The organism is Enterobacter cloacae complex sp. ECL72 (genome assembly GCF_019056635.1).
Classification (GTDB): domain Bacteria; phylum Pseudomonadota; class Gammaproteobacteria; order Enterobacterales; family Enterobacteriaceae; genus Enterobacter; species Enterobacter hormaechei_C.
Genome location: NZ_CP077659.1, coordinates 774796 through 800045, shown reverse-complemented (window position 1 = coordinate 800045; position 25250 = coordinate 774796). Strand labels below are relative to the sequence as shown.

Sequence of the window (25250 nt, the reverse complement as noted above, 5' to 3'; positions counted from 1 at the left end):
AAATAATGCTGAGAATGGAGAACGCTATGGCACAGCCAATTATTCTCGACTGCGATCCGGGTCATGATGACGCGATCGCACTCGTCCTTGCTCTTGCTTCCCCTGAACTGGACGTAAAAGCTGTCACCTCCTCCGCCGGGAACCAGACGCCGGATAAAACCTTGCGAAACGTGTTGCGCATGTTGACGCTGCTGAAACGCACCGATATTCCGGTCGCAGGTGGCGCCGTTAAGCCACTGATGCGCGAGCTGATCATTGCGGATAATGTTCACGGTGAGAGTGGGCTGGATGGCCCGGCGCTACCGGAGCCGAATTTCGCACCGCAAAACTGCACTGCCGTCGAGCTCATGGCGAAGGTGCTGCGTGAGAGCGCAGAGCCCGTGACGCTGGTGGCGACCGGCCCGCAGACCAACGTTGCGCTGCTGCTGAACAGCCATCCTGAACTGCACAGCAACATCGCCCGTATCGTCATCATGGGCGGGGCAATGGGGCTGGGGAACTGGACGCCAGCAGCAGAGTTCAACATCTTCGTTGACCCGGAAGCCGCGGAAATCGTCTTCCAGTCGGGCCTGCCGATTGTGATGGCGGGGCTGGACGTGACGCATCGGGCACAGATTATGACAGACGATATTGAACGCTTCCGCGCCGTGGGCAACCCGGTTGCAACGACCGTGGCCGAGCTGCTCGACTTCTTTATGGAGTATCACAAAGCCGAGAAGTGGGGCTTCCACGGCGCCCCGCTGCATGACCCATGCACCATCGCCTGGCTGCTGAAGCCGGAAATGTTTACCACGGTCGAGCGTTGGGTTGGTGTGGAAACACAGGGGAAATATACCCAGGGAATGACGGTGGTGGACTATTACTCGCTGACGGGAAACAAGCCGAATACCACGGTAATGGTGGATATCGATCGGGAAGCGTTTGTGGATTTGCTGGCGGAGCGGCTGCCTTATTATTCTGCGGCCTGATGCCCTCACCCCGCCCCTCTCCCACAGGGAGAGGGTGCAAACAGTTTTGCTTTTACCTACGGCTCAAATGGCCGACGCTGGAACTGGTCGTGCCCGCACTTCGGACACAGCGACAGCACCTCCGGCGTATAAACGGCGATATGGTGGTGGCACTTCTCACACACCAGGTTCCCCAACCCCACTACTTCGCCGCTGTGATAGACACCGTGGTGGTTTAAATCCTGAAACACCTCACGCCATTCCAGCTGAGTTTTATCGGTAATATCCGCCAGCTCCTGCCACAGGCTCTCTTTGATGACCCGCATAAAAACGCTGTCGGCGATCTCGTCCTGGCTCTCTTCATAGCTTCGCGCGAACTCCTCCAGGTCACGGCGCACGGCGCGCGTCACCTCTTCCACTTCGGTTCGCGTTAACTCACCCGTTTGCGTCACGCGTGCGCGTGCCTGTTCGACCAGCGCGTCGATATCACGCTCGCCGTTACGCAGCCGTTCCGTCAGAGTCGCTACCAGTTCACGGTAAAATTGAGCAACCTTGTTCATCATTTTGCCTCCCGGGTAAGTAACTGTCTCTAATAATAGACCTTATTTCGCCGCCGCTTTGTCAGGTGAAGCACAGACCCGGTAAATTCCTGCAAAGTGCATTTGCGTGAAAGGCTGTTTTGACGCGGGCGTTTGGGCTATGCTATGCGGATCTGAATTACCACATCCATTGGCTACATTTGTAGCTGTATTGAACACAGGACCACTGGCTGCCATGCAAGAGCAATACCGCCCGGAAGAGATAGAATCAAAAGTCCAGCAACACTGGGACGAGAAGCGCACCTTTGAAGTAACCGAAGACGAGAGCAAAGAGAAGTATTACTGCCTGTCGATGCTTCCCTATCCTTCTGGTCGACTACACATGGGCCACGTGCGTAACTACACCATCGGAGACGTGATTGCGCGCTACCAGCGTATGCTGGGCAAAAACGTTCTTCAGCCTATCGGCTGGGATGCGTTCGGCCTGCCTGCTGAAGGCGCGGCGGTGAAAAACAACACGGCACCGGCTCCGTGGACGTACGACAACATTGCGTACATGAAAAACCAGCTGAAAATGCTGGGCTTTGGCTATGACTGGAGTCGCGAGCTGGCAACCTGTACCCCGGAATACTACCGCTGGGAGCAGAAATTCTTTACCGAGCTGTATAAAAAAGGCCTGGTGTACAAGAAGACCTCTGCCGTTAACTGGTGCCCGAATGACCAGACCGTTCTCGCGAACGAACAGGTTATCGACGGCTGCTGCTGGCGCTGCGACACCAAAGTAGAGCGTAAAGAGATCCCGCAGTGGTTTATCAAAATCACCGCCTACGCTGACGAACTGCTGAACGATCTGGATAATCTGGACCACTGGCCAGATACCGTTAAGACCATGCAGCGCAACTGGATCGGCCGTTCCGAAGGTGTGGAAATTACCTTCAACGTTGAGAACTACGACCAGACCCTGACCGTCTATACCACCCGTCCGGACACCTTCATGGGCGCGACCTACCTGGCCGTGGCCGCAGGTCACCCGCTGGCGCAGAAAGCGGCAGAAAACAATCCGGAACTGGCGACCTTCATCGACGAATGCCGCAATACTAAAGTGGCCGAAGCCGACATGGCGACGATGGAGAAAAAAGGCGTTGATACCGGCTTTAAAGCCATTCACCCGCTGACGGGCGAAGCGATCCCTGTCTGGGCAGCCAACTTCGTACTGATGGAATACGGCACAGGCGCAGTGATGGCCGTGCCGGGTCACGACCAGCGCGACTACGAATTTGCCACCAAATACGGCCTGACCATCAAGCCTGTTATTCTTGCCGCTGACGGCTCTGAGCCCGATCTCTCTGAGCAAGCGCTGACTGAAAAAGGCACCCTGTTTAACTCCGGTGAGTTCAGCGGCCTGAGCTTCGAAGAAGGCTTCAACGCCATCGCCGACAAGCTGGCCTCCCTGGGCGTGGGCGAGCGTAAAGTGAACTACCGTCTGCGCGACTGGGGCGTTTCCCGTCAGCGTTACTGGGGTGCGCCAATCCCAATGGTGACTCTGGAAGATGGCACCGTGATGCCAACGCCGGAAGATCAGCTGCCGGTGATCCTGCCGGAAGACGTGGTCATGGACGGCATCACCAGCCCGATCAAAGCCGATCCTGAGTGGGCGAAAACCACCGTCAACGGTCAGCCAGCGCTGCGTGAAACCGACACCTTCGACACCTTTATGGAATCCTCCTGGTACTATGCGCGCTACACCTGCCCGCAGTACAAAGAAGGCATGCTGGATTCCGATGCAGCAAACTACTGGCTGCCGGTAGACATCTACATCGGTGGCATTGAACACGCCATCATGCACCTGCTCTACTTCCGCTTCTTCCACAAACTGATGCGTGACGCAGGCCTCGTCAACTCCGACGAGCCGGCAAAACAGCTGCTGTGTCAGGGTATGGTGCTGGCAGATGCGTTCTACTACGTTGGCGCGAACGGCGAGCGTAACTGGGTTTCTCCGGTTGATGCGATTGTGGAGCGCGACGAGAAAGGCCGTATCGTGAAGGCGAAAGACGCCGAAGGTCATGAACTGGTGTATACCGGCATGAGCAAGATGTCCAAGTCGAAAAATAACGGTATCGACCCGCAGGTAATGGTTGAGCGTTACGGCGCTGACACCGTGCGTCTGTTCATGATGTTCGCCTCCCCGGCAGATATGACGCTGGAATGGCAGGAATCCGGAGTTGAAGGGGCAAACCGCTTCCTGAAACGCGTCTGGAAACTGGTGTACGAGCACACCTCTCAGGGTGATGCGCCAGCGCTGAACGTGGCTGCACTGAGCGAAGATCAGCAGGCGCTGCGTCGTGATGTTCATAAAACCATTGCGAAAGTCACCGATGATATTGGTCGTCGTCAGACCTTCAATACCGCAATTGCGGCTATTATGGAACTGATGAACAAGCTGGCGAAAGCCCCGCAGGACGGCGAGCAGGATCGCGCCTTAATGCGTGAAGCGCTGCTGGCGGTCGTTCGCATGCTTAACCCGTTCACGCCGCACGTTAGCTTCACCCTGTGGCAGGAGCTGAAAGGCGAAGGCGATATCGACAACGCGCCGTGGCCAGTGGCGGATGAATCCGCTATGGTGGAAAACACCACGCTGGTGGTGGTGCAGGTTAACGGTAAAGTGCGCGGTAAAATTACCGTCGCGGTCGACGCAACCGAAGAACAGGTTCGCGAGCGCGCAAGCCAGGAGCATCTGGTCGCGAAATACCTTGAGGGCGTTACCGTACGTAAAGTGATCTACGTACCTGGTAAACTGCTGAATCTGGTCGTTGGCTAAGCGCGGGAGGAAACGTGCGACAACTGGCAACAATACTCTTATCTCTGGCGGTGCTGGTCACCGCTGGCTGCGGCTGGCACCTGCGCAACACCACGGCAGTGCCTGCTCAGATGAAAACAATGATCTTCGACTCATCCGATCCGAACGGACCGCTGAGCCGGGCCATTCGTAACCAGCTGCGTTTGAACGATGTTGAGCTGATCGAGAAGGGAACCCTGCGTCAGGATGTTCCTTCGCTTCGCGTCCTGAAATCAACGCTGTCACAAGATACGGCCTCGATCTTCCAGGATGGGCGGACGGCGGAATATCAGATGGTGCTTACCGTTGATGCGGCCGTCTTGATGCCAGGTAAAGATATTTACCCTATCAATACCAAAGTCTACCGCTCGTTCTTCGATAACCCGCAGACGGCGCTGGCAAAAGACGCCGAACAGCAGATTATCATCAAAGAGATGTACGATAAGGCCGCGGAACAGCTGATCCGCAGACTGCCTGCCATTGCCGCGTCGACGAAAAAAGGCGCTGACGTCATCGAAACACCGGATGCCAGCACGCCGGATATGCCAACGTCTCTGGGTAACTGATGATCAGGTTGTATCCTGAACAACTCCGCGCGCAGCTCAACGAAGGGCTGCGCGCGGCCTATCTGCTACTCGGCAATGACCCCCTGTTACTTCAGGAAAGCCTTGATGCGGTTCGCCATGCGGCAGCCGCGCAGGGTTTCGATGAGCATCATACGTTCCAGATCGATAACAGTACCGACTGGAACGCTATCTTCTCGCTTTGTCAGGCCATGAGCCTGTTTGCCTCTCGTCAGACAATCCAGATCCTGCTGCCAGAGAATGGACCTAACGCTGCTATCAATGAACAGCTGGCCATGCTGGTAAGTTTGTTACACGACGATCTGCTGCTTATCGTACGCGGCAACAAACTCACAAAAGCGCAGGAAAACGCGGCCTGGTTTACCCGGCTAGCCCCCAGTGCGGTGCTGGTCACCTGCCAGACGCCAGAGCAGGCGCATCTGCCAAAATGGGTTGCCGCGCGAGCAAAGCAGCACAATTTGCAGCTGGATGAGGCCGCCAGTCAGCTCCTGTGCTACTGCTACGAAGGCAACCTTCTGGCACTGGCGCAGGCGCTGGACAGGCTCGCCCTGCTGTGGCCCGATGGTAAGCTGACGCTGCCGCGCGTGGAACAGGCGGTGAATGATGCCGCGCACTTTACCCCCTTCCACTGGGTTGATGCGCTGCTGTCGGCGAAAAGTAAGCGTGCCCTGCACATCCTGCAACAGCTGCGCCTGGAAGGGAGTGAGCCGGTCATCCTGCTCCGTACGCTCCAGCGCGAATTACTGCTGCTGAACAACCTTAAACGCCAGTCAGCACACACGCCCCTGCGCGCCTTATTCGACAAACATCGCGTCTGGCAAAACCGTCGGGCGATGACCACGGAGGCGATAAACCGCCTGAGCCAGGAGCAGTTGCGTCAGGCAGTACAACTTCTGATGCGCGCCGAACTGACGTTAAAACAGGATTACGGCCAGTCTGTCTGGGCGGAGCTGGAGAGCCTCTCTTTGCTGCTCTGCCATAAGGCGCTGGCAGACGTATTTATCGATGGGTGATATGCATTCTTTACAGGCAATGTATGGCGGGACCTTCGACCCGGTACACTATGGGCATCTTAAGCCGGTAGAAATCCTCGCGAATTTGATTGGGTTGCAGCGGGTAATCATCATGCCCAACAATGTTCCGCCGCACCGTCCTCAGCCAGAAGCAACCAGCGAGCAGCGTAAAGCGATGCTCGCGCTGGCTATCGCCGATAAGCCTCTCTTCACGCTGGATGAGCGTGAACTGCGCAGGGATACCCCTTCCTGGACATCGCAAACGCTGCGGGAGTGGCGCGCTGAGCAAGGGCCCATGAAACCGCTGGCGTTTATTATCGGCCAGGATTCCTTGCTCAACTTTCCCAGCTGGTACCAGTACGAAACCATTCTGGAAAACAGTCATCTGCTGGTCTGCCGCCGTCCGGGCTACCCGCTGACCATGCGCGACGCACAGCATCAGCAGTGGCTTGACGCGCATCTGACGGACAATATAGAAGACCTGCACAGTCTCCCCGCCGGGAAAATTTATCTCGCTGAAACGCCGTGGTTTGATATTTCCGCAACCCTCATCCGCGAGCGTCTCCAGCAGGGTTTAGACTGTGACGATCTCCTCCCCTCGCCCGTGCTGGCCTATATCCACGCACACGGTCTGTATCAGAAAAGTACAGATGTCTGAGCATCGCCGGCGAAATTGTCCGTTAATGATTATCCTGCCTTGACAGGCTAAGCCATACTGATATCCTCCGCTGCCAGACTTTCCCGCCGATCGCTGCTTTACAGAAATTGTTTTACAAAAATGGCGATGCAATATCAGGCGGAGGGTGGGATGATACCCGCCTTCAAAAGCCGGGCGGTGACATTTGTCCCGCGACTGGCGTCAGTTCAGGTATACTGACTGACCACGAATTCATAGTTGTACAATCTCATTCACCCAGGGGGAAAACTTGCAGGGTAAAGCACTCCAGGATTTTGTTATCGACAAAATTGATGACCTGAAAGGTCAGGACATCATCGCTATCGACGTTAAGGGTAAATCCAGCATCACCGACTGCATGATCATCTGCACCGGGACCTCAACTCGTCACGTTGTTTCGATTGCTGACCATGTTGTTCAGGAATCGCGCGCGGCAGGGCTGCTTCCGCTGGGCGTTGAAGGTGAAGCGACCGCTGACTGGGTGGTTGTCGATCTCGGCGATGTGATTGTCCACGTCATGCAGGAAGAGAGCCGTCGCCTGTATGAGCTGGAAAAACTCTGGGGTTAATGCGTGAAGTTGCAACTGGTCGCCGTCGGCACCAAAATGCCGGACTGGGTACAAACCGGTTTTACTGAGTATCTGCGTCGTTTTCCAAAAGATATGCCGTTCGAACTGGTGGAGATCCCAGCAGGAAAGCGCGGCAAGAACGCAGATATCAAACGTATTCTCGATAAAGAGGGAGAACTGATGCTGGCTGCCGCAGGCAAAAACCGCATCGTGACCCTCGATATTCCGGGCAAACCCTGGGATACGCCGCAGCTGGCGCACGAACTGGAGCGCTGGAAGCAGGATGGTCGGGACGTCAGTCTGTTGATTGGCGGACCAGAGGGGTTATCTCCCGCCTGCAAAGCGGCAGCAGAACAAAGTTGGTCACTCTCGGCGCTGACGCTGCCCCACCCGCTTGTACGGGTTCTCGTGGCAGAAAGTTTGTATCGCGCATGGAGCATCACTACCAACCACCCTTATCACCGCGAGTAATGACTGACCAGGGTAATTTAAGCAGCGGATGAAACTACAGAATTCTTTTCGCGACTATACAGCTGAGTCCGCGCTGTTTGTGCGCCGGGCGCTGGTCGCCTTTACGGGGATTTTGCTGCTTACCGGCGTGCTGATCGCCAACCTCTATAATCTGCAAATTGTCCGCTATACCGATTACCAGACCCGCTCAAACGAAAACCGTATCAAGCTGGTGCCCATCGCGCCCAGCCGCGGCATTATCTACGATCGTAACGGCACGCCGCTGGCGCTTAATCGCACCATCTACCAGATAGAGATGATGCCCGAGAAAGTGGATAACGTGCAGGATACGCTGAACGCGCTGAGAAGCGTTGTCGACCTGACTGATGACGATATCGCTGCGTTCAAAAAAGAGCGCGCACGTTCTCACCGCTTCACCTCCATTCCGGTAAAAACCAACCTGACGGAAGTGCAGGTCGCCCGTTTTGCCGTTAACCAGTACCGTTTCCCCGGTGTGGAAGTCAAAGGCTATAAACGCCGCTACTATCCTTACGGCTCCGCGCTGACGCACGTCATTGGTTACGTCTCCAAAATCAACGATAAAGACGTCGAACGCCTTGATAAAGACGGCAAGCTGGCTAACTACGCCGCAACCCATGATATTGGCAAGCTGGGGATCGAACGTTATTACGAAGACGTGCTGCACGGTCAGACCGGGTATGAAGAGGTTGAAGTTAACAACCGTGGCCGCGTGATCCGTCAGCTGAAAGAGGTTCCCCCGCAGGCGGGGCATGACGTCTATCTGACGCTCGACCTGAAGCTACAGCAGTATATCGAGACGCTGCTGGCGGGTAGCCGTGCTGCGGTTATTGTGACCGACCCGCGTACCGGCGGCATTCTGGCGATGGTTTCGATGCCAAGCTACGATCCGAACCTGTTCGTGGATGGCATCTCCAGCAAGGATTACTCCGGCCTGCTCAACGATCCAAACACGCCGCTGGTGAATCGCGCGACGCAGGGGGTTTATCCTCCAGCTTCAACGGTTAAACCGTATGTCGCCGTGTCTGCGCTAAGCGCGGGCGTCATCACCCGCAATACCAGTCTGTTTGACCCCGGCTGGTGGCAGTTACCTGGCTCTGAGAAACGCTACCGCGACTGGAAAAAATGGGGCCACGGCCATCTGAACGTGACCAAATCACTGGAGGAGTCGGCGGATACCTTCTTCTATCAGGTCGCCTACGACATGGGTATTGATCGTCTGTCTGAATGGATGAGCAAATTCGGCTACGGGCATTACACCGGTATAGATTTGGCGGAAGAGCGTTCCGGCAACATGCCAACCCGCGAATGGAAGCTGAAGCGCTTTAAAAAACCCTGGTATCAGGGTGACACCATTCCGGTAGGGATCGGCCAGGGCTACTGGACGGCAACGCCGCTGCAAATGAACAAGGCGATGATGATCCTCATTAACGATGGCGTTGTGAAAGTGCCGCACCTGCTGCAAAGCACCGTTGAAGACGGCAAAAAAGTGCCGTGGATACAGCCGCACGAGCCGCCGGTGGGTGACATTCATTCCGGCTACTGGGAAATCGCGAAAGACGGCATGTACGGTGTAGCCAACCGTCCTAACGGGACGGCGCACAAATATTTCGCCGGCGCACCGTATAAGGTTGCCGCGAAATCAGGTACGGCTCAGGTCTTCGGTCTGAAAGCGAATGAAACTTATAACGCACATAAAATTGCCGAACGTCTGCGTGACCACAAGCTCATGACGGCGTTTGCCCCTTATGATAACCCGCAGGTTGCGGTGGCGATGATTCTTGAGAACGGCGGCGCAGGCTCGGCGGTGGGTACCATCATGCGTCAAATCCTCGACCACATCATGCTGGGTGACAACAACACCGAACTGCCAGCTGAAAACCCGGCAGCCGCTGCGGCGGAGGACCAATAATCATGACGGATAATCCGAATAAAAAATCGCTGTGGGACAAGATCCACATCGACCCTGCCATGCTGCTGATCCTGCTGGCTCTGCTGGTCTATAGCGCCCTCGTTATCTGGAGCGCCAGCGGCCAGGATATCGGCATGATGGAGCGTAAAATCGGCCAGATCGCCATGGGTCTGGTCATTATGGTGGTGATGGCGCAAATACCGCCGCGCGTGTACGAGGGCTGGGCGCCCTATCTCTATATTTTCTGTATCATTTTGTTGGTGGCAGTAGATGCTTTCGGCGCCATCTCGAAAGGGGCGCAACGCTGGCTGGATCTGGGGATTGTCCGCTTCCAGCCGTCGGAAATCGCCAAAATCGCCGTCCCGCTGATGGTGGCGCGCTTTATTAACCGCGACGTCTGCCCCCCGTCGTTGAAAAATACCGCCATTGCGCTGGTGCTGATTTTCCTGCCGACGCTGCTCGTGGCCGCACAGCCGGACCTCGGTACTTCAATTCTTATCGCCCTCTCCGGCCTGTTCGTCCTGTTCCTGTCCGGCCTGAGCTGGCGTCTGATCGGTATCGCCGTGGTGCTGGTTGCCGCGTTTATCCCCATCCTCTGGTTCTTCCTGATGCATGATTACCAGCGTCAGCGCGTTATGATGCTGCTCGATCCCGAGACCGATCCGCTGGGCGCAGGCTATCATATTATTCAGTCGAAGATTGCGATTGGCTCCGGCGGCCTGCGCGGTAAAGGCTGGCTGCACGGTACGCAGTCGCAGCTCGAATTTTTACCGGAACGCCACACCGACTTTATCTTTGCCGTTCTGGCTGAGGAGTTAGGGCTGGTTGGCATCCTGGTGCTGCTTGCACTCTACGTGCTGCTGATCATGCGAGGTTTGTGGATTGCCGCGCGCGCGCAAACCACCTTTGGTCGCGTGATGGCAGGCGGATTAATGTTGATTTTGTTCGTTTATGTCTTCGTAAATATTGGTATGGTGAGTGGTATTCTGCCGGTTGTTGGCGTACCGCTGCCGCTGGTGAGTTACGGGGGCTCGGCACTGATCGTGTTGATGGCCGGGTTTGGTATCGTCATGTCGATCCATACCCACAGGAAAATGTTGTCCAAAAGCGTATAAAAATAAGGGGATCGCAATGCGTAAGCAGTGGCTGGGGATCTGCATCGCAGCAAGTTTACTTGCCGCCTGTACAAGTGATGATGGTCAGCAACAGGCAACCGTCGCGCCGCCGCAGCCTGCGGTCTGTAATGGCCCGATTGTTGAGATTAGCGGTGCCGATCCCGTTTATGAACCGCTGAACGCCAGCGTGAATCAGGATTATCAGCGCGACGGTAAAAGCTATAAAATCGTTCAGGATCCTTCCCGTTTCAGCCAGGCTGGCTTTGCTGCCATCTATGACGCTGAGCCCGGCAGCAATCTGACCGCGTCGGGTGAAACCTTCGATCCGATGCAGATCACGGCGGCACACCCGACGTTGCCTGTCCCGAGCTATGCACGCATCACTAACCTGGCGAATGGCCGAATGATCGTGGTGCGTATCAACGATCGCGGTCCTTACGGCACCGATCGCGTGATCTCCCTGTCCCGCGCGGCTGCCGACCGTCTGAACACCTCAAACAATACTAAAGTGCGTATCGACCCGATTATCGTGGCGCAGGATGGTTCACTGTCTGGCCCGGGCACGGCCTGTACCACGGTCGCGAAACAGACCTATGCCCTGCCCGCTCGCCCGGATCTGAGCGGTGGTATGGGGGGCGCTTCAACGCCGGCAGAGCCCGCACAGCCGCAGGGTGAAGTGCGTGCTATCAGCAACGATACGCTGCAAAGTGAAGACGCGACAGGCGCCCCGGTGAAAAGCAGTGGTTTCCTTGGCGCACCCACCACGTTAGCGCCGGGCGTGATTGAATCAAATGAACCTGCCCCAGCGCCTGCGCCCGTCGCTGCTGCACCCGCTACACAACCCGCCCCGGTGACCGCGCCTGCTGCTACGCAGACGGCGGCGCCTGCGACGGCGAGCGGCAGCTACGTGGTTCAGGTTGGCGCCGTCAGCGATCGGACCCGTGCAGAGCAATATCAGCAGCGTTTAAGCAAGCAGTTTGGCGTGCCAGGCCGCGTTGAGCAAAACGGTGCGGTATGGCGTATCCAGATGGGTCCATTTGCCAGCAAATCGCAGGCAGCGTCCCTGCAACAGCGTTTGCAGAGCGAGGCGCAGCTCCAGTCGTTTATCGCTGTTGCAAAATAATTATTCGGTGGTATCCGAAATGTCAGTTTGTGTAAAGCACGTTAACACTCTCATGATGAAAGTCGGATGCCTGCCCGTATAGCATTTGCTATAGTAAGGCACTTTTTTTAATTCCATCACGGATGTCGTAGTTCTGACCATGAAGACCACTTTTTCTGCTCGTTTTGTGCAGCGCATGGCGCTGACCACGGCCCTTTGCGCTGCTGCGTTCTCCGCAGCTCACGCGGACGACCTGAACATCAAGACCATGATCCCTGGCGTTCCGCAGATCGACGCGGAATCCTACATCCTGATTGATTACAACTCCGGCAAAGTTCTGGCAGAACAGAACGCCGATGCCCGCCGCGATCCGGCCAGCCTGACCAAAATGATGACCAGCTATGTTATCGGCCAGGCCATGAAAGCAGGCAAATTCAAAGAAACCGACCTGGTGACTATCGGTAACGATGCGTGGGCAACCGGCAACCCGGTGTTCAAAGGTTCATCGCTGATGTTCCTGAAGCCAGGCATGCAGGTTCCGGTCTCTCAGCTTATCCGTGGCATCAACTTGCAGTCCGGTAACGACGCCTGCGTGGCCATGGCCGATTTTGCAGCGGGCAGCCAGGACGCGTTTGTGGGCCTGATGAACAGCTACGTCTCCGCCCTGGGCCTGAAAAACAGCCACTTCCAGACCGTTCACGGCCTGGACGCCGAGGGTCAGTACAGCTCCGCGCGTGACATGGCACTGATCGGTCAGGCGCTGATCCGCGACGTGCCAAACGAGTACTCTATCTACAAAGAGAAAGAGTTCACCTTCAACGGCATTCGTCAGACCAACCGTAACGGCCTGCTGTGGGACAACAGCCTGAACGTCGACGGCATCAAAACTGGCCACACCGATAAAGCCGGCTATAACCTGGTGGCCTCCGCCACTGAAGGCCAGATGCGTCTGATCTCTGCCGTGATGGGGGGACGTACGTTTAAAGGCCGCGAAACGGAAAGCAAAAAGCTGCTGACCTGGGGCTTCCGCTTCTTCGAAACCGTGAACCCGCTGAAAGCCGGTAAAGAATTTGCCTCTGAACCTGTCTGGTTTGGCGATAACGACCGCGCTTCCCTGGGCGTGGACAAAGATCTCTATCTGACGATCCCACGCGGTCGTATGAAAGATCTGAAAGCCAGCTACGTGCTGAATACCACCGAGCTGCACGCCCCGCTGCAAAAGAATCAGGTCGTGGGTACCATTAACTTCCAGCTGGATGGCAAAACCATCGATCAGCGCCCGCTGGTGGTGCTGGAGGAAATTCCTGAAGGCAATTTCTTCGGCAAAATCATTGATTACATTAAGCTGATGTTCCATCACTGGTTTGGTTAAAAATTGAACACTTGAAAGTGTGATTTTGATCCCCATATACTACGTATCAGTAAAACTCCCGCCCCGTGGCGGGAGTTATTATTTTTTATACACACGCCGGAGCTGACATGAAAACCAAACTTAACGAACTGCTTGAATTCCCTACCCCTTTTACTTACAAAGTAATGGGTCTGGCGAAACCTGAGCTGGTTGATCAGGTGGTTGAAGTGGTACAGCGCCATGCGCCGGGTGACTACTCTCCATCAGTCAAACCGAGCAGCAAAGGTAACTACCACTCGGTCTCAATCACCATCACTGCGACACACATTGAGCAGGTTGAGACGCTGTACGAAGAGCTCGGCAATATCGAAATTGTTCGTATGGTGCTGTAGTCCCCCTGCGGTTACCCGGTTTGCCGGGTAACCCACTTCCCCGCTGTGATATACTCCCCGTTACCTATTCTCCCTTGTCTTCGGAGACGTCCTTTTGTACCAGGATAAAATTCTTGTCCGCCATCTTGGGCTACAGCCTTACGAGCCAGTCTCTCAGGCTATGCATGAATTTACCGATATGCGCGATGACACCACCCCTGATGAAATCTGGCTGGTTGAACACTTGCCGGTGTTTACTCAAGGCCAGGCAGGAAAAGCCGAACATTTATTGATGACGGGTGATATCCCGGTGATCCAGAGCGATCGCGGTGGACAGGTAACCTACCACGGCCCGGGCCAGCAGGTAATGTATGTCCTGCTTAACCTGAAACGCAGAAAGCTGGGCGTGCGTGAGCTCGTGACCTTACTGGAACAAACCGTGGTGAACACGCTCGCTGAGTACGGTATCGATGCTCACCCTCGCGCCGATGCCCCGGGCGTCTATGTTGGAGAGATGAAGATCTGTTCGCTGGGGCTGCGTATCCGTAAAGGCTGCTCGTTCCACGGGCTGGCGCTGAATATCAATATGGATCTGACCCCTTTCCAGCGCATCAACCCATGCGGGTATGCCGGTATGGAAATGACGCAAATGCGCCAGTGGGTCGATACCGCCACCCCTGAGAATATCCGCCCCGTGCTTCTGAAGAAGTTTTTAGCGCTGCTTAACAATCCTGACTACGAATATATTGCTGCTTAACACACTTCCGGCAGTGGTTCGGTTATTTGACCAGCCACTGCTTAATTGCCGCATTTACGCTTTACAATAAACCGCATATTCTATATTTTCGAGTCGCCCATATATTAGCGTCCCATATTAATTAGAACCTTAATAGTACCATCACCGGGTATCGTGTAACGTGCGTGATAATCACCCAACTGCTTGTTTTCGATAAACAAGGGAAACTTGCGAAACACTTTACGAATCTCTGCAAGCATAATAAATAAATTCAACTATCATTCATATTGTGAATGGATACGGAGTAAGAGCGTGGAGCCTACTAATTTACCAGCCAAACGCCTGAATGAAACCAGCGGCGAAGATAAGCCGCAAATTTTCCGGACTTTACGTAATATTGATCTCAATTTATTGACTATTTTTGAGGCGGTATATGTCCACAAAGGTATCGTTAATGCTGCGAAAATTCTTAATCTCACGCCCTCCGCTATTAGCCAGTCAATTCAAAAATTGCGCGCGATATTTCCCGATCCCTTATTTATTCGTAAAGGCCAGGGCGTAACCCCCACCGCGTACGCCACCCATCTGCATGAGTACATCAGCCAGGGTCTGGAATCGATTCTGGGCGCGCTGGATCTCACCGGCAGTTACGATAAGCAACGAACCATCACCATAGGCACCTCTCCCTCTGTGGGCGTTCTGGTCATGCCCGCTATTTACCAGGCTGTTAAACAGCATGCGCCACAGCTGCTGATCCGCAACGTGCCCGTTAACGATCCGGAAACTCAGCTGGCACAATTCCAGACGGACCTGATCATCGACAGCAACAGCTTCGCGGCCAGGGCATTAGGGCATAACGTTCTCTATACCGACTCTCTGGCGCTCGTGTGTCGTCAGAATCATCCTGCATTGGGCGCAGCTTTGACGCCTGAAAATTTGCGTCATTACGAACATGCAACCTTTATGTCCGAGGGACAGGGTCCGGATCCGCTGCGCCAGCGTATTGACGAACTGTTCCCGGACCGTCTGATCAGCTTCAGCAGTTACAATATGTTTACCCTTGCGGCCCTGATTGGCAGCAGCGATTTGCTCTGTATTATGCCTGTGCGTCTCTTCACTCTGCTTCAAAAGTGCTGGCCGCTGGAGAGCATTCCATTGAGTCAACTTACGACGGAATCTGTTGAAATCTCACTGCATTACAACAAGCTAAGCCTGCGCGATCCGGTGCTGGAAAACGTCATTAACGTGATCCGCCAGGCGTTCTGATCCCGCCTTTCAGCACAAGCCCCTGCCGCAAGCGGGGCAAAAGGCACAAAACAACAACTATTTTACAAATTGGCGACCTGGCAGGCTGCTTTATCGCCCCTTTAAATGATATACTGCCTGTCGTTCGTTCAAAAATAGTTGATAATTACAACATTCCCTTGAATTGAAACGCTTTCCTTCGATATTCGCAACTGGAACACGCACGCTATGAGTAAACCCATTGTGATGGAACGCGGTGTTAAATACCGCGATGCCGATAAAATGGCCCTTATCCCGGTTAAAAACGTGGCTACAGAGCGCGAGGCGCTGTTAAGAAAACCGGAATGGATGAAAATCAAACTTCCGGCCGACTCTTCGCGTATCCAGGGGATCAAAGCGGCGATGCGCAAAAATGGCCTTCACTCTGTCTGTGAAGAGGCCTCCTGCCCTAACCTTGCTGAATGTTTCAATCACGGTACCGCGACATTTATGATTCTGGGTGCCATCTGCACCCGCCGCTGTCCGTTCTGTGACGTTGCCCATGGCCGTCCTGTTGCGCCTGACGCAAACGAACCGCAAAAACTGGCGCAGACGATTGCCGATATGGCGCTGCGTTATGTTGTTATCACCTCCGTTGACCGTGACGATCTGCGCGATGGCGGTGCTCAGCATTTTGCTGACTGTATTACCGCCATCCGCGAAAAAAGCCCGAACATTAAGATTGAGACGCTGGTGCCGGACTTCCGTGGCCGTATGGATCGCGCGCTCGATATCCTGACCGCGACGCCACCAGACGTATTCAACCACAACCTGGAGAACGTACCGCGTATCTACCGTCAGGTACGTCCCGGTGCAGACTACAACTGGTCGCTGAAGCTGCTGGAACGCTTTAAAGAAGCCCATCCGCATATTCCTACCAAGTCTGGCCTGATGGTCGGCCTGGGTGAAACCAACGCTGAGATCATTGAAGTGATGCGCGATCTTCGCCGCCACGGCGTCACCATGCTGACGCTGGGCCAGTACCTCCAGCCAAGCCGTCACCACCTGCCTGTACAGCGTTACGTGAGCCCGGATGAGTTCGATGAAATGAAAGCCGAAGCGATGGCGATGGGCTTTACCCATGCCGCGTGCGGTCCGTTTGTTCGCTCCTCTTATCACGCCGATATGCAGGCGAAGGGCGAAGAAGTGAAATAAAGCTGTAAAATTTATTTACAGTAAAACAAAAAACCGGCCTCGTGAGCCGGTTTTTTATGCAAGCCTTGCAGCATTGCCATTACTCTTTGTGTGAAAGCTTCTGTGCAGTGATGTCATCTTCGGCACTTTTCTTCGCTGCCGCGTCGTCATCGTTCATTGCTTTCTTAAAGCCCTTAATGGCAGCACCCAGGTCTCCACCCAGCGTGCGTAACTTCTTGGTACCGAACAGCAGGACGACCAGTGCGGCAACCACCAGCAGTTTGGTAATACTAATCTCACCCATAAATACCTTCTTTACATGAAACAGGCTGCATTCCGCCAAAAAACCTGAACGTATTAACGGTCATTTGGCGCGTGCACACAATAGCAATCTGTAACAAGGTGAATCAAGCATTGTTGAAAAAAACATCACATTAATTGCGGTGGCGCAAACCTGCGGTTGCGCAGAACAGGTAATTGCTGACGCGCAAGCGCTATTCGGGCGGAAATTATCTCCGTCAGCAATAACGCAGGCGTCTCCGCTGCTGCCGCAACCGTCACCCCCAGCGGATCGACAACCCTGCTCTGCCCGATATTTTTGTTACCACATTCACCCGCGGCTACCACGTAACAGGTGGTATCCAGCGCACGTGCTGCCAGCAGCGTCGCCCAGTGATGCTCCTTAAGCGGTCCTTTGACCCACGCGGCGGGCAGAACCAGCACCTCTGCCCCCTGCAATGCCAGGTTCAGCGCCAGCTCGGGAAAACGGATATCGTAGCAGGTCATCAGGCCAATCTTAACACCCTCGACCTCAATCAGCGGCGGAATTACACTCCCCGGATCGACCAGGCGCGACTCCTGAACGCTGAACGCATCATACAGATGAAGTTTGGCGTAGCTCGCGACGATGGCACCCTCACGTATCGCCACCAGCGTGTTTACCGCGCGCCCCGGCGAGGACGGAATATGGACCGTCAAGATGGTGGTGAGCGTGTTGCCAACGCTTTCGGCCAGCAGTCGTTTCAGAAACGCCCCTTCCAGCGTTTGCGCAGACTTTACCGACAGGTCTGGATCGCCATCATCACGGGCCAGTAACGCCTCAGGAAGTACCAGCAACGACGCCCCTTTTTGCTTCGCCTGATGCATCAGGGAGACGCATTTTTCCGCGTTTTCATTCCAGTCCGGCGTCACCGCGAACTGCCCTACTGCAACATACATAATTGTCTCCCGGTTAAAAACAGCGTTACACTCGACGCACTTACACAGCAAATAGCAGGTATTGACAGTGTTACAACTACTTATAGCCGTTTTTATTGGTGGAGGCACGGGTAGCGTTGCGCGGTGGCTCTTAAGCATGCGGTTTAACCCCCTGCATCAGGCCATTCCGATGGGGACACTGGCGGCAAATCTGATCGGGGCGTTTATTATTGGGATGGGGCTGGCCTGGTTTAATCGCATGGCCAACATCGACCCTATGTGGAAGGTTCTGATTACAACTGGTTTCTGCGGCGGCTTAACAACGTTTTCTACCTTCTCTGCGGAGGTAGTATTTCTGTTTCAGGAAGGCCGGATGGGCTGGGCGCTGACCAACATTGCCGTTAACATGCTTGGCTCGTTTGCGATGACTGCGATCGCATTCTGGTTATTTTCCTCCGCCAGCGGACATTAAGCGCGGCAACCTTAATGTTGGCTTAATTTTTCTCTGTCACTCTTGGCTCAATATTGAACGAGGGTGATAGCATGAAAGAAACTCTGTCAGGCGTGGTTATGGTATTGCTAAGCGTCGCGATTGTCGCCAGCTTCCTGAAGATCTATCTTATTGGTTGATTCAGAACGAAAAAAACCCGCTCATTGAGCGGGTTTTGAAATTCTTGCTGACGCGTCTGAATTACAGAGCGATTACGTTAGCAGCAGAAGGGCCTTTGGCACCGTTAGTGATTTCGAACTCTACGCGCTGACCTTCAGCCAGAGTTTTGAAACCATTAGACTGGATTGCAGAGAAGTGTACGAACACGTCTTTGCTGCCATCTTCAGGAGTAATGAAACCGAATCCTTTGGACTCATTAAACCACTTAACGTTACCTTTAATCTTAGACATCAAAATTACCTTTACATTAAAAAACGACACAAATGCTGTGTCGGGTATCAGTACAACAATTGTGAGGCGTTTTGTCCAGCGGATCTTTGATAAAAAGTGACAAAAGTCGCGTTAATTTTCGCTGTTCGATTTTTATCCTTTACATTTCAATGTCTGTGCGTTTTTTGGCCGATTTAGCAGAAAAATTCAGTTAAAACTGAAACCGCATCCAGGCAAAGTAAACGTTACCGTTGTTATAGGTACCCGGTATGTAGGTCATTTGAAACGTTGCCGGACCATAGCCGATGGAGGCAAGCGGCAGCAGTACCGGAACAGGAATGTATTTCCAGTTATCACGCGCCGTGAACCCTGCCGTATAGCCCAGCCCCAGACGGAAGTTGTCGTCTGATAACGGACGCCAGGTTTTTTCCCAGCCGTAGCCACCAATAGGCTCCCATTTATTGTAGGAGTCCTTAAACGCCATCAGGTACAGGCCATGCCAGTTACCTTTTTCATCCCAGCGAGACTGACCGAAGCCGGCCCCCCACGGACGCTCGTTATAACGGTCAGTTTTTTCTTTATCGTAGGCAAAACGTGCATGCCACGTAATGGCCGGAATATAGAGATCGTAATGCTCAGGCTCATTCCATGTTTGCGCGACGTTATCCGTGAAGGTGGTGAACCAGCCTTTATCCGCTGTATTGCTGTCTGCATTAACCGCAGACGCAAACGATAACTGCCCAATAATAAACAATAAAATCAGGGGAAATTTAATTCGTACAATCACAATGCCATTACCATATTTAGTATTCGGTGCAGACCTTAACACAGAATACTTGAATGAACGCTTAACAGCATGGGTGTTATTCCTAATTACCATCCCGTTCCTGGGAATAATCTGAGGATACATAAACTGCATGCCTCAATAAGCACATGCAGTTGACATATTTAACGTTGATGTAACAATTTGTAGAGTGCGGGAATAACTAACATCGACAATAACGGTGCCGTTACCATGCCACCAATCATCGGCGCGGCAATACGTTGCATCACCTCCGAGCCACTCCCACTCCCCCACATGATGGGCAGCAGTCCTGCCATAATAGTGGCGACCGTCATCACCTTCGGACGCACGCGCAGCACGGCACCTTCGTGGATCGCCCGCATCAGCACCGTATTTCCCCCTTCTGGCTCCAGCCTGTGATATTTATCGAGCGCATGATTCAAATAAAGAACCATAATTACGCCGAATTCTGCCGCCACTCCGGAAAGGGCGATAAAGCCAACGGCCCCCGCCACTGACAAATTATATTCAAGCAGCCACAGTAACCACACGCCCCCAATAAGCGCGAACGGCAATATCCCCATTATTATCAGGACATTTGATATCCGCCTGAAGGTTAACCATAAAAGGACGAATATAATCATCAGCGTGACAGGTAAAACTATTTTGAGCGTCGCGGTCGCCCGTTTCAGATATTCAAACTGCCCGGACCAGGAGAGAGACACGCCCTGCGGCAATACCACCTTCTCCTCCACCCGTTTTTGCATTTCATCCACGGCGGACTTCAGATCGCGCCCGCGCAAGTCCACGTAGATCCAGCTGGAAAGGCGCGCGTTTTCACTTTTTAGCATCGGTGGGCCTTCCGTCACGACGATATCGGCCAATTCCCCCAGCGCCACTTGGCTACCGCTGGCGGTCACTACCGGCAACACCCGCAACGTGTCGACGTTATCACGCAAATCGCGGGGATAACGCAGGTTGATGGGATACCGCTCGCGTCCCTGGATCACCTCGCCAATGTTTTCACCCCCGACCAGCGTGGAGACCAGGCTTTGCAGTTCATCGACGGAAACGCCGTAGCGCGCGGCTTTTTGCCGGTCGATACGAATATCCACGTAGCGTCCGCCTTCCAGACGCTCCGCCAGCGCAGAGGAGACGCCAGGAACGTCCTTCACCACCTGCTCAATCTGCCGGGACACGCGCTCAATGTCGGCAATATTATTGCCGTTCACCTTAATGCCGACCGGGCTTTTGATCCCGGTTGCCAGCATGTCCAGGCGGTTACGGACAGGCGGCACCCACACATTGGCAATACCCGGCAGCGACACGGTTTTATCAAGCTCCTCCACCAGCTTTTGCGGCGTCATTCCTGGCCGCCACTGCTCGCGGGGCTTAAAGTGAATGGTTGTTTCCAGCATGGTTAATGGCGCGGGATCGGTTGCCGACTCCGCGCGACCGGCTTTGCCAAACACGCTCGCGACCTCCGGTACGCTTTTGATCAAGCGGTCCGTCTGCTGAAGCAGCCGCGATGCCTCGCGAGCAGAGATCCCCGGCAGCGTGGAGGGCATATAGAGTAAATCCCCTTCATCCAGCGGCGGCATAAATTCGCTTCCCAGGCGGCTCAGCGGCCAGAGCGTGGCGATCAGCAGCAGACATGCCAGTGCCAGCGTCATTTTCGGGAAGGTCAGTACCTTGTCCAGCAGCGGCTCATACAGGCGGATCAGGAGGCGGTTGATCGGGTTTGCCTTCTCATCCGGGATTTTCCCGCGAATGAAAAAGCCCATTAGCACCGGCACCAGGGTGATCCCAAGCCCGGCGGCCACGGCCATCGACCAGGTTTTGGTGAACGCCAGCGGCGAGAACATTCGCCCCTCCTGCGCTTCCAGCGAAAAAACCGGTATAAATGACAGCGTGATGATTAACAGGCTGCAAAACAGCGCTGGTCCCACTTCAACCGCCGCCTTTTCCGCCAGACGCCAGTATTCCCCCGGCGCGGGCTCCTTGCCCGGATTATCATGCCGCCACTGCTCCAGCACCTTGTGCATGTTTTCAATCATCACAATTGCCGCATCCACCATCGCCCCGATGGCAATGGCGATCCCGCCGAGCGACATCATATTCGCGTTAATGCCCTGATAGTGCATCACCACAAAAGCACCGAGGATCCCCAGCGGCAGAGAGACCATCGCCACCAGCGCGGAGCGCAGGTGGAACAGGAACAGCGCGCACACCAGTACCACCACGGCAAACTCTTCGAGCAGCTTGTGCGTCAGCGTTTTGACCGATTCCTCAATCAGCGTGGAACGATCGTAGACCGGAACAATCTCGACGCCCTGCGGCAGCGTTTTTTGCAGCTCGCTCAGTTTCGCTTTTACCGCACGAAGCGTTTCCAGCGCGTTCTGCCCGTAGCGCATCACGATCACGCCGCCAGCGACCTCCCCTTCACCGTTAAGCTCCGCCACGCCCCGGCGGATCTCCGGGCCAATGCCAATGGTGGCGACATCTTTCAGCAGGACAGGTACGCCATCGCGGGTGGCGATCACCACATTGCGAAAATCCTCCAGCGAGCGCAAATAGCCCGTTGTCCGCACCATATACTCCGCTTCGCCCATCTCCAGCAGGGCGCCGCCGCTCTCTTTATTGGCGGCCTGCACCGCGCCGGATAGCTGGCTGTGGGTAATATTCAGCGCGCGCATCTTCGCCGGGTCCGCCACGATCTGATACTGACGCACCATTCCGCCAATACTTGCCACTTCAGATACATTCGGTACCGTCTTAAGCTCGAACTTAAGCGTCCAGTCCTGAAGGGCCCGCAGATCTGCCAGGCTGTGTTTTCCACTACGGTCGATCAGCGCATATTCGTAGATCCAGCCCACGCCCGTCGCATCTGGCCCCAGCGACACCTTCACGCCCGGCGGAAACTGCGCCTGTACCTGGCTTAAATATTCCAGTACCCGGGATCGCGCCCAGTAGAGATCGGTGCCATCCTCAAACAGCACATACACATAAGCGTCACCAAACATTGAAAAACCACGCACGGTTTTAGCTCCCGGCACAGACAACATGGAGGTTGTCAGGGGCCAGGTCACCTGATCTTCAATCACCTGCGGCGCTTTTCCGGGGTAACTCGCTTTGATAATGACCTGCACATCAGACAGATCGGGCAACGCGTCCAGCGGCGCGCGCTGCACCGCCCACCAGCCCCAGCCGGCCATCATCAGCGCAGCCAGGATCACCAGCAGGCGGTTACGCAACGAGGCGCGAATCACAGCGGCAATCATGGCGTCACCTCCGGCATCACGCTACGCAGGCTGGCTTCGGAATCAATGAGGAATTGCCCGGACGTCACCACCTTATCGCCCTCTTTGACCCCGGACAGGATCGCCGTCCAGCCCTGCGCCGTCAGGCCGGTTGTCACCGTCACAGGCTGGAAATAACCGTCCCCGGTGGCCAGCAGCAGACGCGCAGACTCTCCGCTGTTAATCACCGCCTCTTCCGGCACCGCCAGCACCGGCGGGCCTTTCATCTCTTCCGCACGCCTGACGGAGAGGTACATGCCTGGCTTCAGCTTATGTGCGGTATTTTCCAGCACGATACGGGCTTTCAGGGTTCGCGTGGTCGCCTCCATCTGCGGCAGCAATTCGCTGACCGTGCCGTGGAATTGCTCCCCCGGCCAGCTTTCTGACGTTGCTACCACGTTGCTGCCCACTGCCAGAGACTGCGCCTGGGTTTGCGGGTAATCGACCACCAGCCAGACCGGATCGAGGCTGGCGATCTCAAACAGCGGCGCCGTTGCGGTGATTTGCGCCCCTTCCCGCACGTCCAGCTTCACCACATAGCCCGCCCGGTCAGCGCGCAGGGTGAGCGTGGTCTGCGGCTTACCGCTACGCTCCAGCAAACGAATGACCTCTTCCGGCATAAACTGCAACGCCAGCCGCTCGCGTGCGGCGCGGGTCAATGCGGCATCGCCAAGCTGACGAACCGCGAGATACTCCTGCTGGGCGGTGGTCCATTGCGGGATCCACAGTTGCGCCAGCGCCTCTCCGGCTTTCACCTGCTGCTGTGGCGCATTAACAAACAATTTTGACACCACGCCATTGGCCGGGGCTGACACCACCGAGACGTTACGTTCATCCGTTGCAACCGTGGCAAAGGCCGAGAACGGCGAAACCAGCTGGCGCATCTCAACGTTGGCGGTTTTCATCCCCAGGTTTTGCTGCTGTTGAGTGCTGATGGCCACGCCCGACGCCGCCTGTGCTTCATCGGCGTAGCGCGGGACCAGATCCATATCCATAAAGGGGGATTTACCCGGCTTATCGAAGCGCTGACCGGGCACCATAGGGTCGTACCAGTAAAGCACCTTACGTTCAGAGGGTTGTGCAGCCGCAGCCGGCTGATGCGTCTGCTTCTTTCCGACAAAATAGCCGCCAGCGGCAGCTATCGCGATGGCAATCGCCATTAACGTTGTTTTTTTCATTGCGCCAGCTCCTGCGGGATCAGCCAGTTCACGGCAGCCCAGGTTCGCGCCATTTCGCGCTCCGCCTGGTTCACCGCCAGTTCCGTATCCAGTACGCCACGACGCGCCTCCAGCAGGGCCGGAAGCGCCGACTGTCCAGAGCGATATTGCGCCGTCAGTACCGCCAGCCGTTGACGCTGCAACGGTAGTACCTCGTCCCGCTGTCGCTGCCACACCGTTTGCGCAGCCTGATACTGCGCCACCAGCGTTTGCACCTGGGCAATGTGTTCACGTTTGAGCAGCGTCAGTTGATCCACCGCCTGCATTGAGCGGGAAACATCGGCGGCGTAATCCTTGTCCTGACGTTTTGACTGGAACAAAGGCAGATCCACGCTGAACATCACGCCAGCCATATCGTCATAGCCTTCGGCGCGGTGGGCGTAATAGACCTCCACATCCACATCGGGTATCGCCGCCACGGCAGATTGCGCTGAACGCGCTTTCGCGGTCTCGGCTTCACGTCGTGCGGCCTCCACTTCCGGGTGCCTGACGATCCCCTCCTGCAACGTTTTTTCATCGGCAGGAAGACGCTGATAGCGCGGCAGCGGACCGCGAACCGCCGTAATCGCGTGCCCCGTAAGCTCCAGCAGACGGCTTTGCGCCAGCTGCACATCCCGCTGCGCCAGCGTCTCTTTGTCGCGCATGGCGCTGAGGATCATTTGCAGGGCCAGTACGCTGTCCGGCGTGGCGCTTCCCGCCCCGACGCTCGCCTTCTGCACGCCCCGCTGGCGTTCCGTTTCGCGGACCAGCGTTCTGGCCGTGTTCAGCGCCTGCTGGGCCAGCGCCAGATCCAGCCAGGCCTGGGCGGTATCACGCTGAAGCGCGGCGCGGACGGCCTCGGATTTTGCCAGCACGCTTCGCGCCTGCGCCTGAAAGGTCTGCGCTTTACGTTCCCGCTTCTCTGAGCTGACGTAGCTTTGCATGATGCCAACCTTCTGCATGGTCATCCCTTCGCGCGTCAGCCGCCGATCGTTGCTGCCCTGTACCGGCACGTTTTCGATACCGAACTTCAGTTTTGGGTCAGGTAATTGCGTGGCGGAATCCGCCATCGCATCCAGCGCCTGCGCTTCATTACGGCTGGCAGAGAGTTCTGCCGAGTAGCGCTGGGCTTCGGTCAGGGTGTGTTCGAGCGTCCACGGCTCCGCCTGCGCGGCGGAGGTTAACAGGCCGAACAACACCCCACCGAGCCACAGGCTCAGTGTGTGTTGTTTCATGG

The 25250-nt window shown here is 55.4% G+C and carries 24 protein-coding genes; 16 read left to right on the top strand and 8 right to left on the bottom strand.

The features are described from left to right. Positions 1–26 precede the first annotated feature (26 nt). Positions 27–968, top strand: a complete 942-nt coding sequence (gene rihA, locus KTH07_RS03770; RefSeq protein ID WP_023296115.1) for a pyrimidine-specific ribonucleoside hydrolase RihA — start codon at positions 27–29, stop codon at positions 966–968. A 56-nt stretch (positions 969–1024) separates the two neighbouring features. On the opposite strand, the gene KTH07_RS03765 is transcribed toward rihA, so the two are convergent. Then, positions 1025–1507 (bottom strand): zinc ribbon-containing protein, encoded by a 483-nt coding sequence (locus KTH07_RS03765; protein ID WP_003858689.1) that lies wholly within the window; start codon positions 1505–1507, stop codon positions 1025–1027. Positions 1508–1721: 214 nt separating this feature from the next. Between KTH07_RS03765 and leuS the strand changes: the two genes are divergently transcribed. The 14 genes from leuS (at position 1722) to lipA (ending at position 16678) form a co-directional block, all read left to right on the top strand. Next, positions 1722–4304 carry a leucine--tRNA ligase gene (leuS, locus tag KTH07_RS03760; protein WP_023303296.1) on the top strand — a complete coding sequence of 861 codons (2583 nt, stop codon included), beginning with the start codon at positions 1722–1724 and terminating at the stop codon, positions 4302–4304. A gap of 14 nt (positions 4305–4318) precedes the next feature. After that, on the top strand, positions 4319–4888 hold the full coding sequence (lptE, locus tag KTH07_RS03755; protein WP_006809628.1) for an LPS assembly lipoprotein LptE: 570 nt from the start codon (positions 4319–4321) through the stop codon (positions 4886–4888). After that, positions 4888–5919: a DNA polymerase III subunit delta gene (gene holA, locus KTH07_RS03750; RefSeq protein WP_015571137.1), complete on the top strand. Its 1032-nt coding sequence runs from the start codon at positions 4888–4890 to the stop codon at positions 5917–5919. Before lptE ends, holA begins: the two co-directional genes overlap by 1 nt. Then, on the top strand, positions 5912–6577 hold the full coding sequence (gene nadD / locus KTH07_RS03745) for a nicotinate-nucleotide adenylyltransferase (protein ID WP_003858694.1): 666 nt from the start codon (positions 5912–5914) through the stop codon (positions 6575–6577). The genes holA and nadD overlap by 8 nt, the downstream gene beginning before the upstream one ends. A gap of 268 nt (positions 6578–6845) precedes the next feature. Continuing rightward, positions 6846–7163, top strand: coding sequence for a ribosome silencing factor (rsfS, locus tag KTH07_RS03740; protein ID WP_003858696.1), 318 nt, complete (start codon positions 6846–6848; stop codon positions 7161–7163). Between the two features lie 3 nt (positions 7164–7166). Then, positions 7167–7634: a 23S rRNA (pseudouridine(1915)-N(3))-methyltransferase RlmH gene (gene rlmH / locus KTH07_RS03735; protein ID WP_003858701.1), complete on the top strand. Its 468-nt coding sequence runs from the start codon at positions 7167–7169 to the stop codon at positions 7632–7634. Positions 7635–7662: 28 nt separating this feature from the next. Further along, a complete protein-coding gene (gene mrdA, locus KTH07_RS03730; RefSeq protein ID WP_217304903.1) occupies positions 7663–9564 on the top strand; it encodes a peptidoglycan DD-transpeptidase MrdA in 1902 nt (633 codons plus the stop codon). 2 nt (positions 9565–9566) lie between these two features. After that, positions 9567–10679, top strand: coding sequence for a peptidoglycan glycosyltransferase MrdB (mrdB, locus tag KTH07_RS03725; protein WP_015571139.1), 1113 nt, complete (start codon positions 9567–9569; stop codon positions 10677–10679). A 16-nt stretch (positions 10680–10695) separates the two neighbouring features. Then, positions 10696–11802, top strand: coding sequence for an endolytic peptidoglycan transglycosylase RlpA (rlpA, locus tag KTH07_RS03720; protein ID WP_023303295.1), 1107 nt, complete (start codon positions 10696–10698; stop codon positions 11800–11802). A 139-nt stretch (positions 11803–11941) separates the two neighbouring features. Next, positions 11942–13153 carry a D-alanyl-D-alanine carboxypeptidase DacA gene (gene dacA / locus KTH07_RS03715; protein ID WP_003858714.1) on the top strand — a complete coding sequence of 404 codons (1212 nt, stop codon included), beginning with the start codon at positions 11942–11944 and terminating at the stop codon, positions 13151–13153. Between the two features lie 107 nt (positions 13154–13260). Continuing rightward, the gene (gene ybeD, locus KTH07_RS03710) at positions 13261–13524 is read left to right on the top strand and encodes a DUF493 family protein YbeD (protein ID WP_003858718.1); all 264 of its coding nucleotides are present in this window, start codon (positions 13261–13263) and stop codon (positions 13522–13524) included. 94 nt (positions 13525–13618) lie between these two features. Further along, a complete protein-coding gene (lipB, locus tag KTH07_RS03705; protein WP_017694313.1) occupies positions 13619–14260 on the top strand; it encodes a lipoyl(octanoyl) transferase LipB in 642 nt (213 codons plus the stop codon). 291 nt (positions 14261–14551) lie between these two features. Continuing rightward, complete coding sequence (locus KTH07_RS03700; protein ID WP_017694314.1) at positions 14552–15505, top strand: YbeF family transcriptional regulator; 954 nt, start codon at positions 14552–14554, stop codon at positions 15503–15505. A 207-nt stretch (positions 15506–15712) separates the two neighbouring features. Next, positions 15713–16678, top strand: coding sequence for a lipoyl synthase (lipA, locus tag KTH07_RS03695; RefSeq protein ID WP_006809637.1), 966 nt, complete (start codon positions 15713–15715; stop codon positions 16676–16678). A gap of 79 nt (positions 16679–16757) precedes the next feature. On the opposite strand, the gene tatE is transcribed toward lipA, so the two are convergent. Both tatE and KTH07_RS03685 read right to left on the bottom strand, forming a co-directional pair. Further along, on the bottom strand, positions 16758–16961 hold the full coding sequence (gene tatE / locus KTH07_RS03690) for a twin-arginine translocase subunit TatE (RefSeq protein WP_003858723.1): 204 nt from the start codon (positions 16959–16961) through the stop codon (positions 16758–16760). A gap of 125 nt (positions 16962–17086) precedes the next feature. Further along, positions 17087–17875, bottom strand: coding sequence for a deaminated glutathione amidase (locus KTH07_RS03685; RefSeq protein ID WP_023303294.1), 789 nt, complete (start codon positions 17873–17875; stop codon positions 17087–17089). A 67-nt stretch (positions 17876–17942) separates the two neighbouring features. Here KTH07_RS03685 and crcB point away from each other — a divergent pair, with 67 nt between their 5' ends. Then, the gene (gene crcB, locus KTH07_RS03680; protein WP_023303293.1) at positions 17943–18326 is read left to right on the top strand and encodes a fluoride efflux transporter CrcB; all 384 of its coding nucleotides are present in this window, start codon (positions 17943–17945) and stop codon (positions 18324–18326) included. A 219-nt stretch (positions 18327–18545) separates the two neighbouring features. On the opposite strand, the gene cspE is transcribed toward crcB, so the two are convergent. From cspE to KTH07_RS03655, 5 genes are all read right to left on the bottom strand, one after another. After that, the gene (gene cspE / locus KTH07_RS03675) at positions 18546–18755 is read right to left on the bottom strand and encodes a transcription antiterminator/RNA stability regulator CspE (RefSeq protein ID WP_002439184.1); all 210 of its coding nucleotides are present in this window, start codon (positions 18753–18755) and stop codon (positions 18546–18548) included. 190 nt (positions 18756–18945) lie between these two features. Next, entirely contained in the window at positions 18946–19521 is a 576-nt protein-coding gene (gene pagP / locus KTH07_RS03670; RefSeq protein WP_017382475.1) for a lipid IV(A) palmitoyltransferase PagP, read from the bottom strand. A 161-nt stretch (positions 19522–19682) separates the two neighbouring features. Further along, positions 19683–22799 carry an efflux RND transporter permease subunit gene (locus KTH07_RS03665; RefSeq protein ID WP_023303291.1) on the bottom strand — a complete coding sequence of 1039 codons (3117 nt, stop codon included), beginning with the start codon at positions 22797–22799 and terminating at the stop codon, positions 19683–19685. After that, the gene (locus KTH07_RS03660; protein ID WP_023303290.1) at positions 22796–23995 is read right to left on the bottom strand and encodes an efflux RND transporter periplasmic adaptor subunit; all 1200 of its coding nucleotides are present in this window, start codon (positions 23993–23995) and stop codon (positions 22796–22798) included. Before KTH07_RS03660 ends, KTH07_RS03665 begins: the two co-directional genes overlap by 4 nt. Beyond that, positions 23992–25248 carry a TolC family protein gene (locus KTH07_RS03655; RefSeq protein ID WP_023303289.1) on the bottom strand — a complete coding sequence of 419 codons (1257 nt, stop codon included), beginning with the start codon at positions 25246–25248 and terminating at the stop codon, positions 23992–23994. The genes KTH07_RS03660 and KTH07_RS03655 overlap by 4 nt, the downstream gene beginning before the upstream one ends. Between the last annotated feature and the right edge of the window lie 2 nt (positions 25249–25250).

Excerpts from the sequence above, each read along its gene's own strand:
- nadD (WP_003858694.1), top strand. The coding sequence starts at position 5,912 with ATGGGTGATATGCATTCTTTACAGGCAATGTATGGCGGGACCTTCGAC.
- lipA (WP_006809637.1), top strand. The coding sequence starts at position 15,713 with ATGAGTAAACCCATTGTGATGGAACGCGGTGTTAAATACCGCGATGCC.
- holA (WP_015571137.1), top strand. The coding sequence starts at position 4,888 with ATGATCAGGTTGTATCCTGAACAACTCCGCGCGCAGCTCAACGAAGGG.
- KTH07_RS03685 (WP_023303294.1), bottom strand. The coding sequence starts at position 17,875 with ATGTATGTTGCAGTAGGGCAGTTCGCGGTGACGCCGGACTGGAATGAA.
- mrdA (WP_217304903.1), top strand. The coding sequence starts at position 7,663 with ATGAAACTACAGAATTCTTTTCGCGACTATACAGCTGAGTCCGCGCTG.
- rihA (WP_023296115.1), top strand. The coding sequence starts at position 27 with ATGGCACAGCCAATTATTCTCGACTGCGATCCGGGTCATGATGACGCG.
- mrdB (WP_015571139.1), top strand. The coding sequence starts at position 9,567 with ATGACGGATAATCCGAATAAAAAATCGCTGTGGGACAAGATCCACATC.
- cspE (WP_002439184.1), bottom strand. The coding sequence starts at position 18,755 with ATGTCTAAGATTAAAGGTAACGTTAAGTGGTTTAATGAGTCCAAAGGA.
- KTH07_RS03665 (WP_023303291.1), bottom strand. The coding sequence starts at position 22,799 with ATGATTGCCGCTGTGATTCGCGCCTCGTTGCGTAACCGCCTGCTGGTG.
- KTH07_RS03660 (WP_023303290.1), bottom strand. The coding sequence starts at position 23,995 with ATGAAAAAAACAACGTTAATGGCGATTGCCATCGCGATAGCTGCCGCT.
- KTH07_RS03765 (WP_003858689.1), bottom strand. The coding sequence starts at position 1,507 with ATGAACAAGGTTGCTCAATTTTACCGTGAACTGGTAGCGACTCTGACG.
- KTH07_RS03655 (WP_023303289.1), bottom strand. The coding sequence starts at position 25,248 with ATGAAACAACACACACTGAGCCTGTGGCTCGGTGGGGTGTTGTTCGGC.
- dacA (WP_003858714.1), top strand. The coding sequence starts at position 11,942 with ATGAAGACCACTTTTTCTGCTCGTTTTGTGCAGCGCATGGCGCTGACC.
- rlpA (WP_023303295.1), top strand. The coding sequence starts at position 10,696 with ATGCGTAAGCAGTGGCTGGGGATCTGCATCGCAGCAAGTTTACTTGCC.
- tatE (WP_003858723.1), bottom strand. The coding sequence starts at position 16,961 with ATGGGTGAGATTAGTATTACCAAACTGCTGGTGGTTGCCGCACTGGTC.
- ybeD (WP_003858718.1), top strand. The coding sequence starts at position 13,261 with ATGAAAACCAAACTTAACGAACTGCTTGAATTCCCTACCCCTTTTACT.
- leuS (WP_023303296.1), top strand. The coding sequence starts at position 1,722 with ATGCAAGAGCAATACCGCCCGGAAGAGATAGAATCAAAAGTCCAGCAA.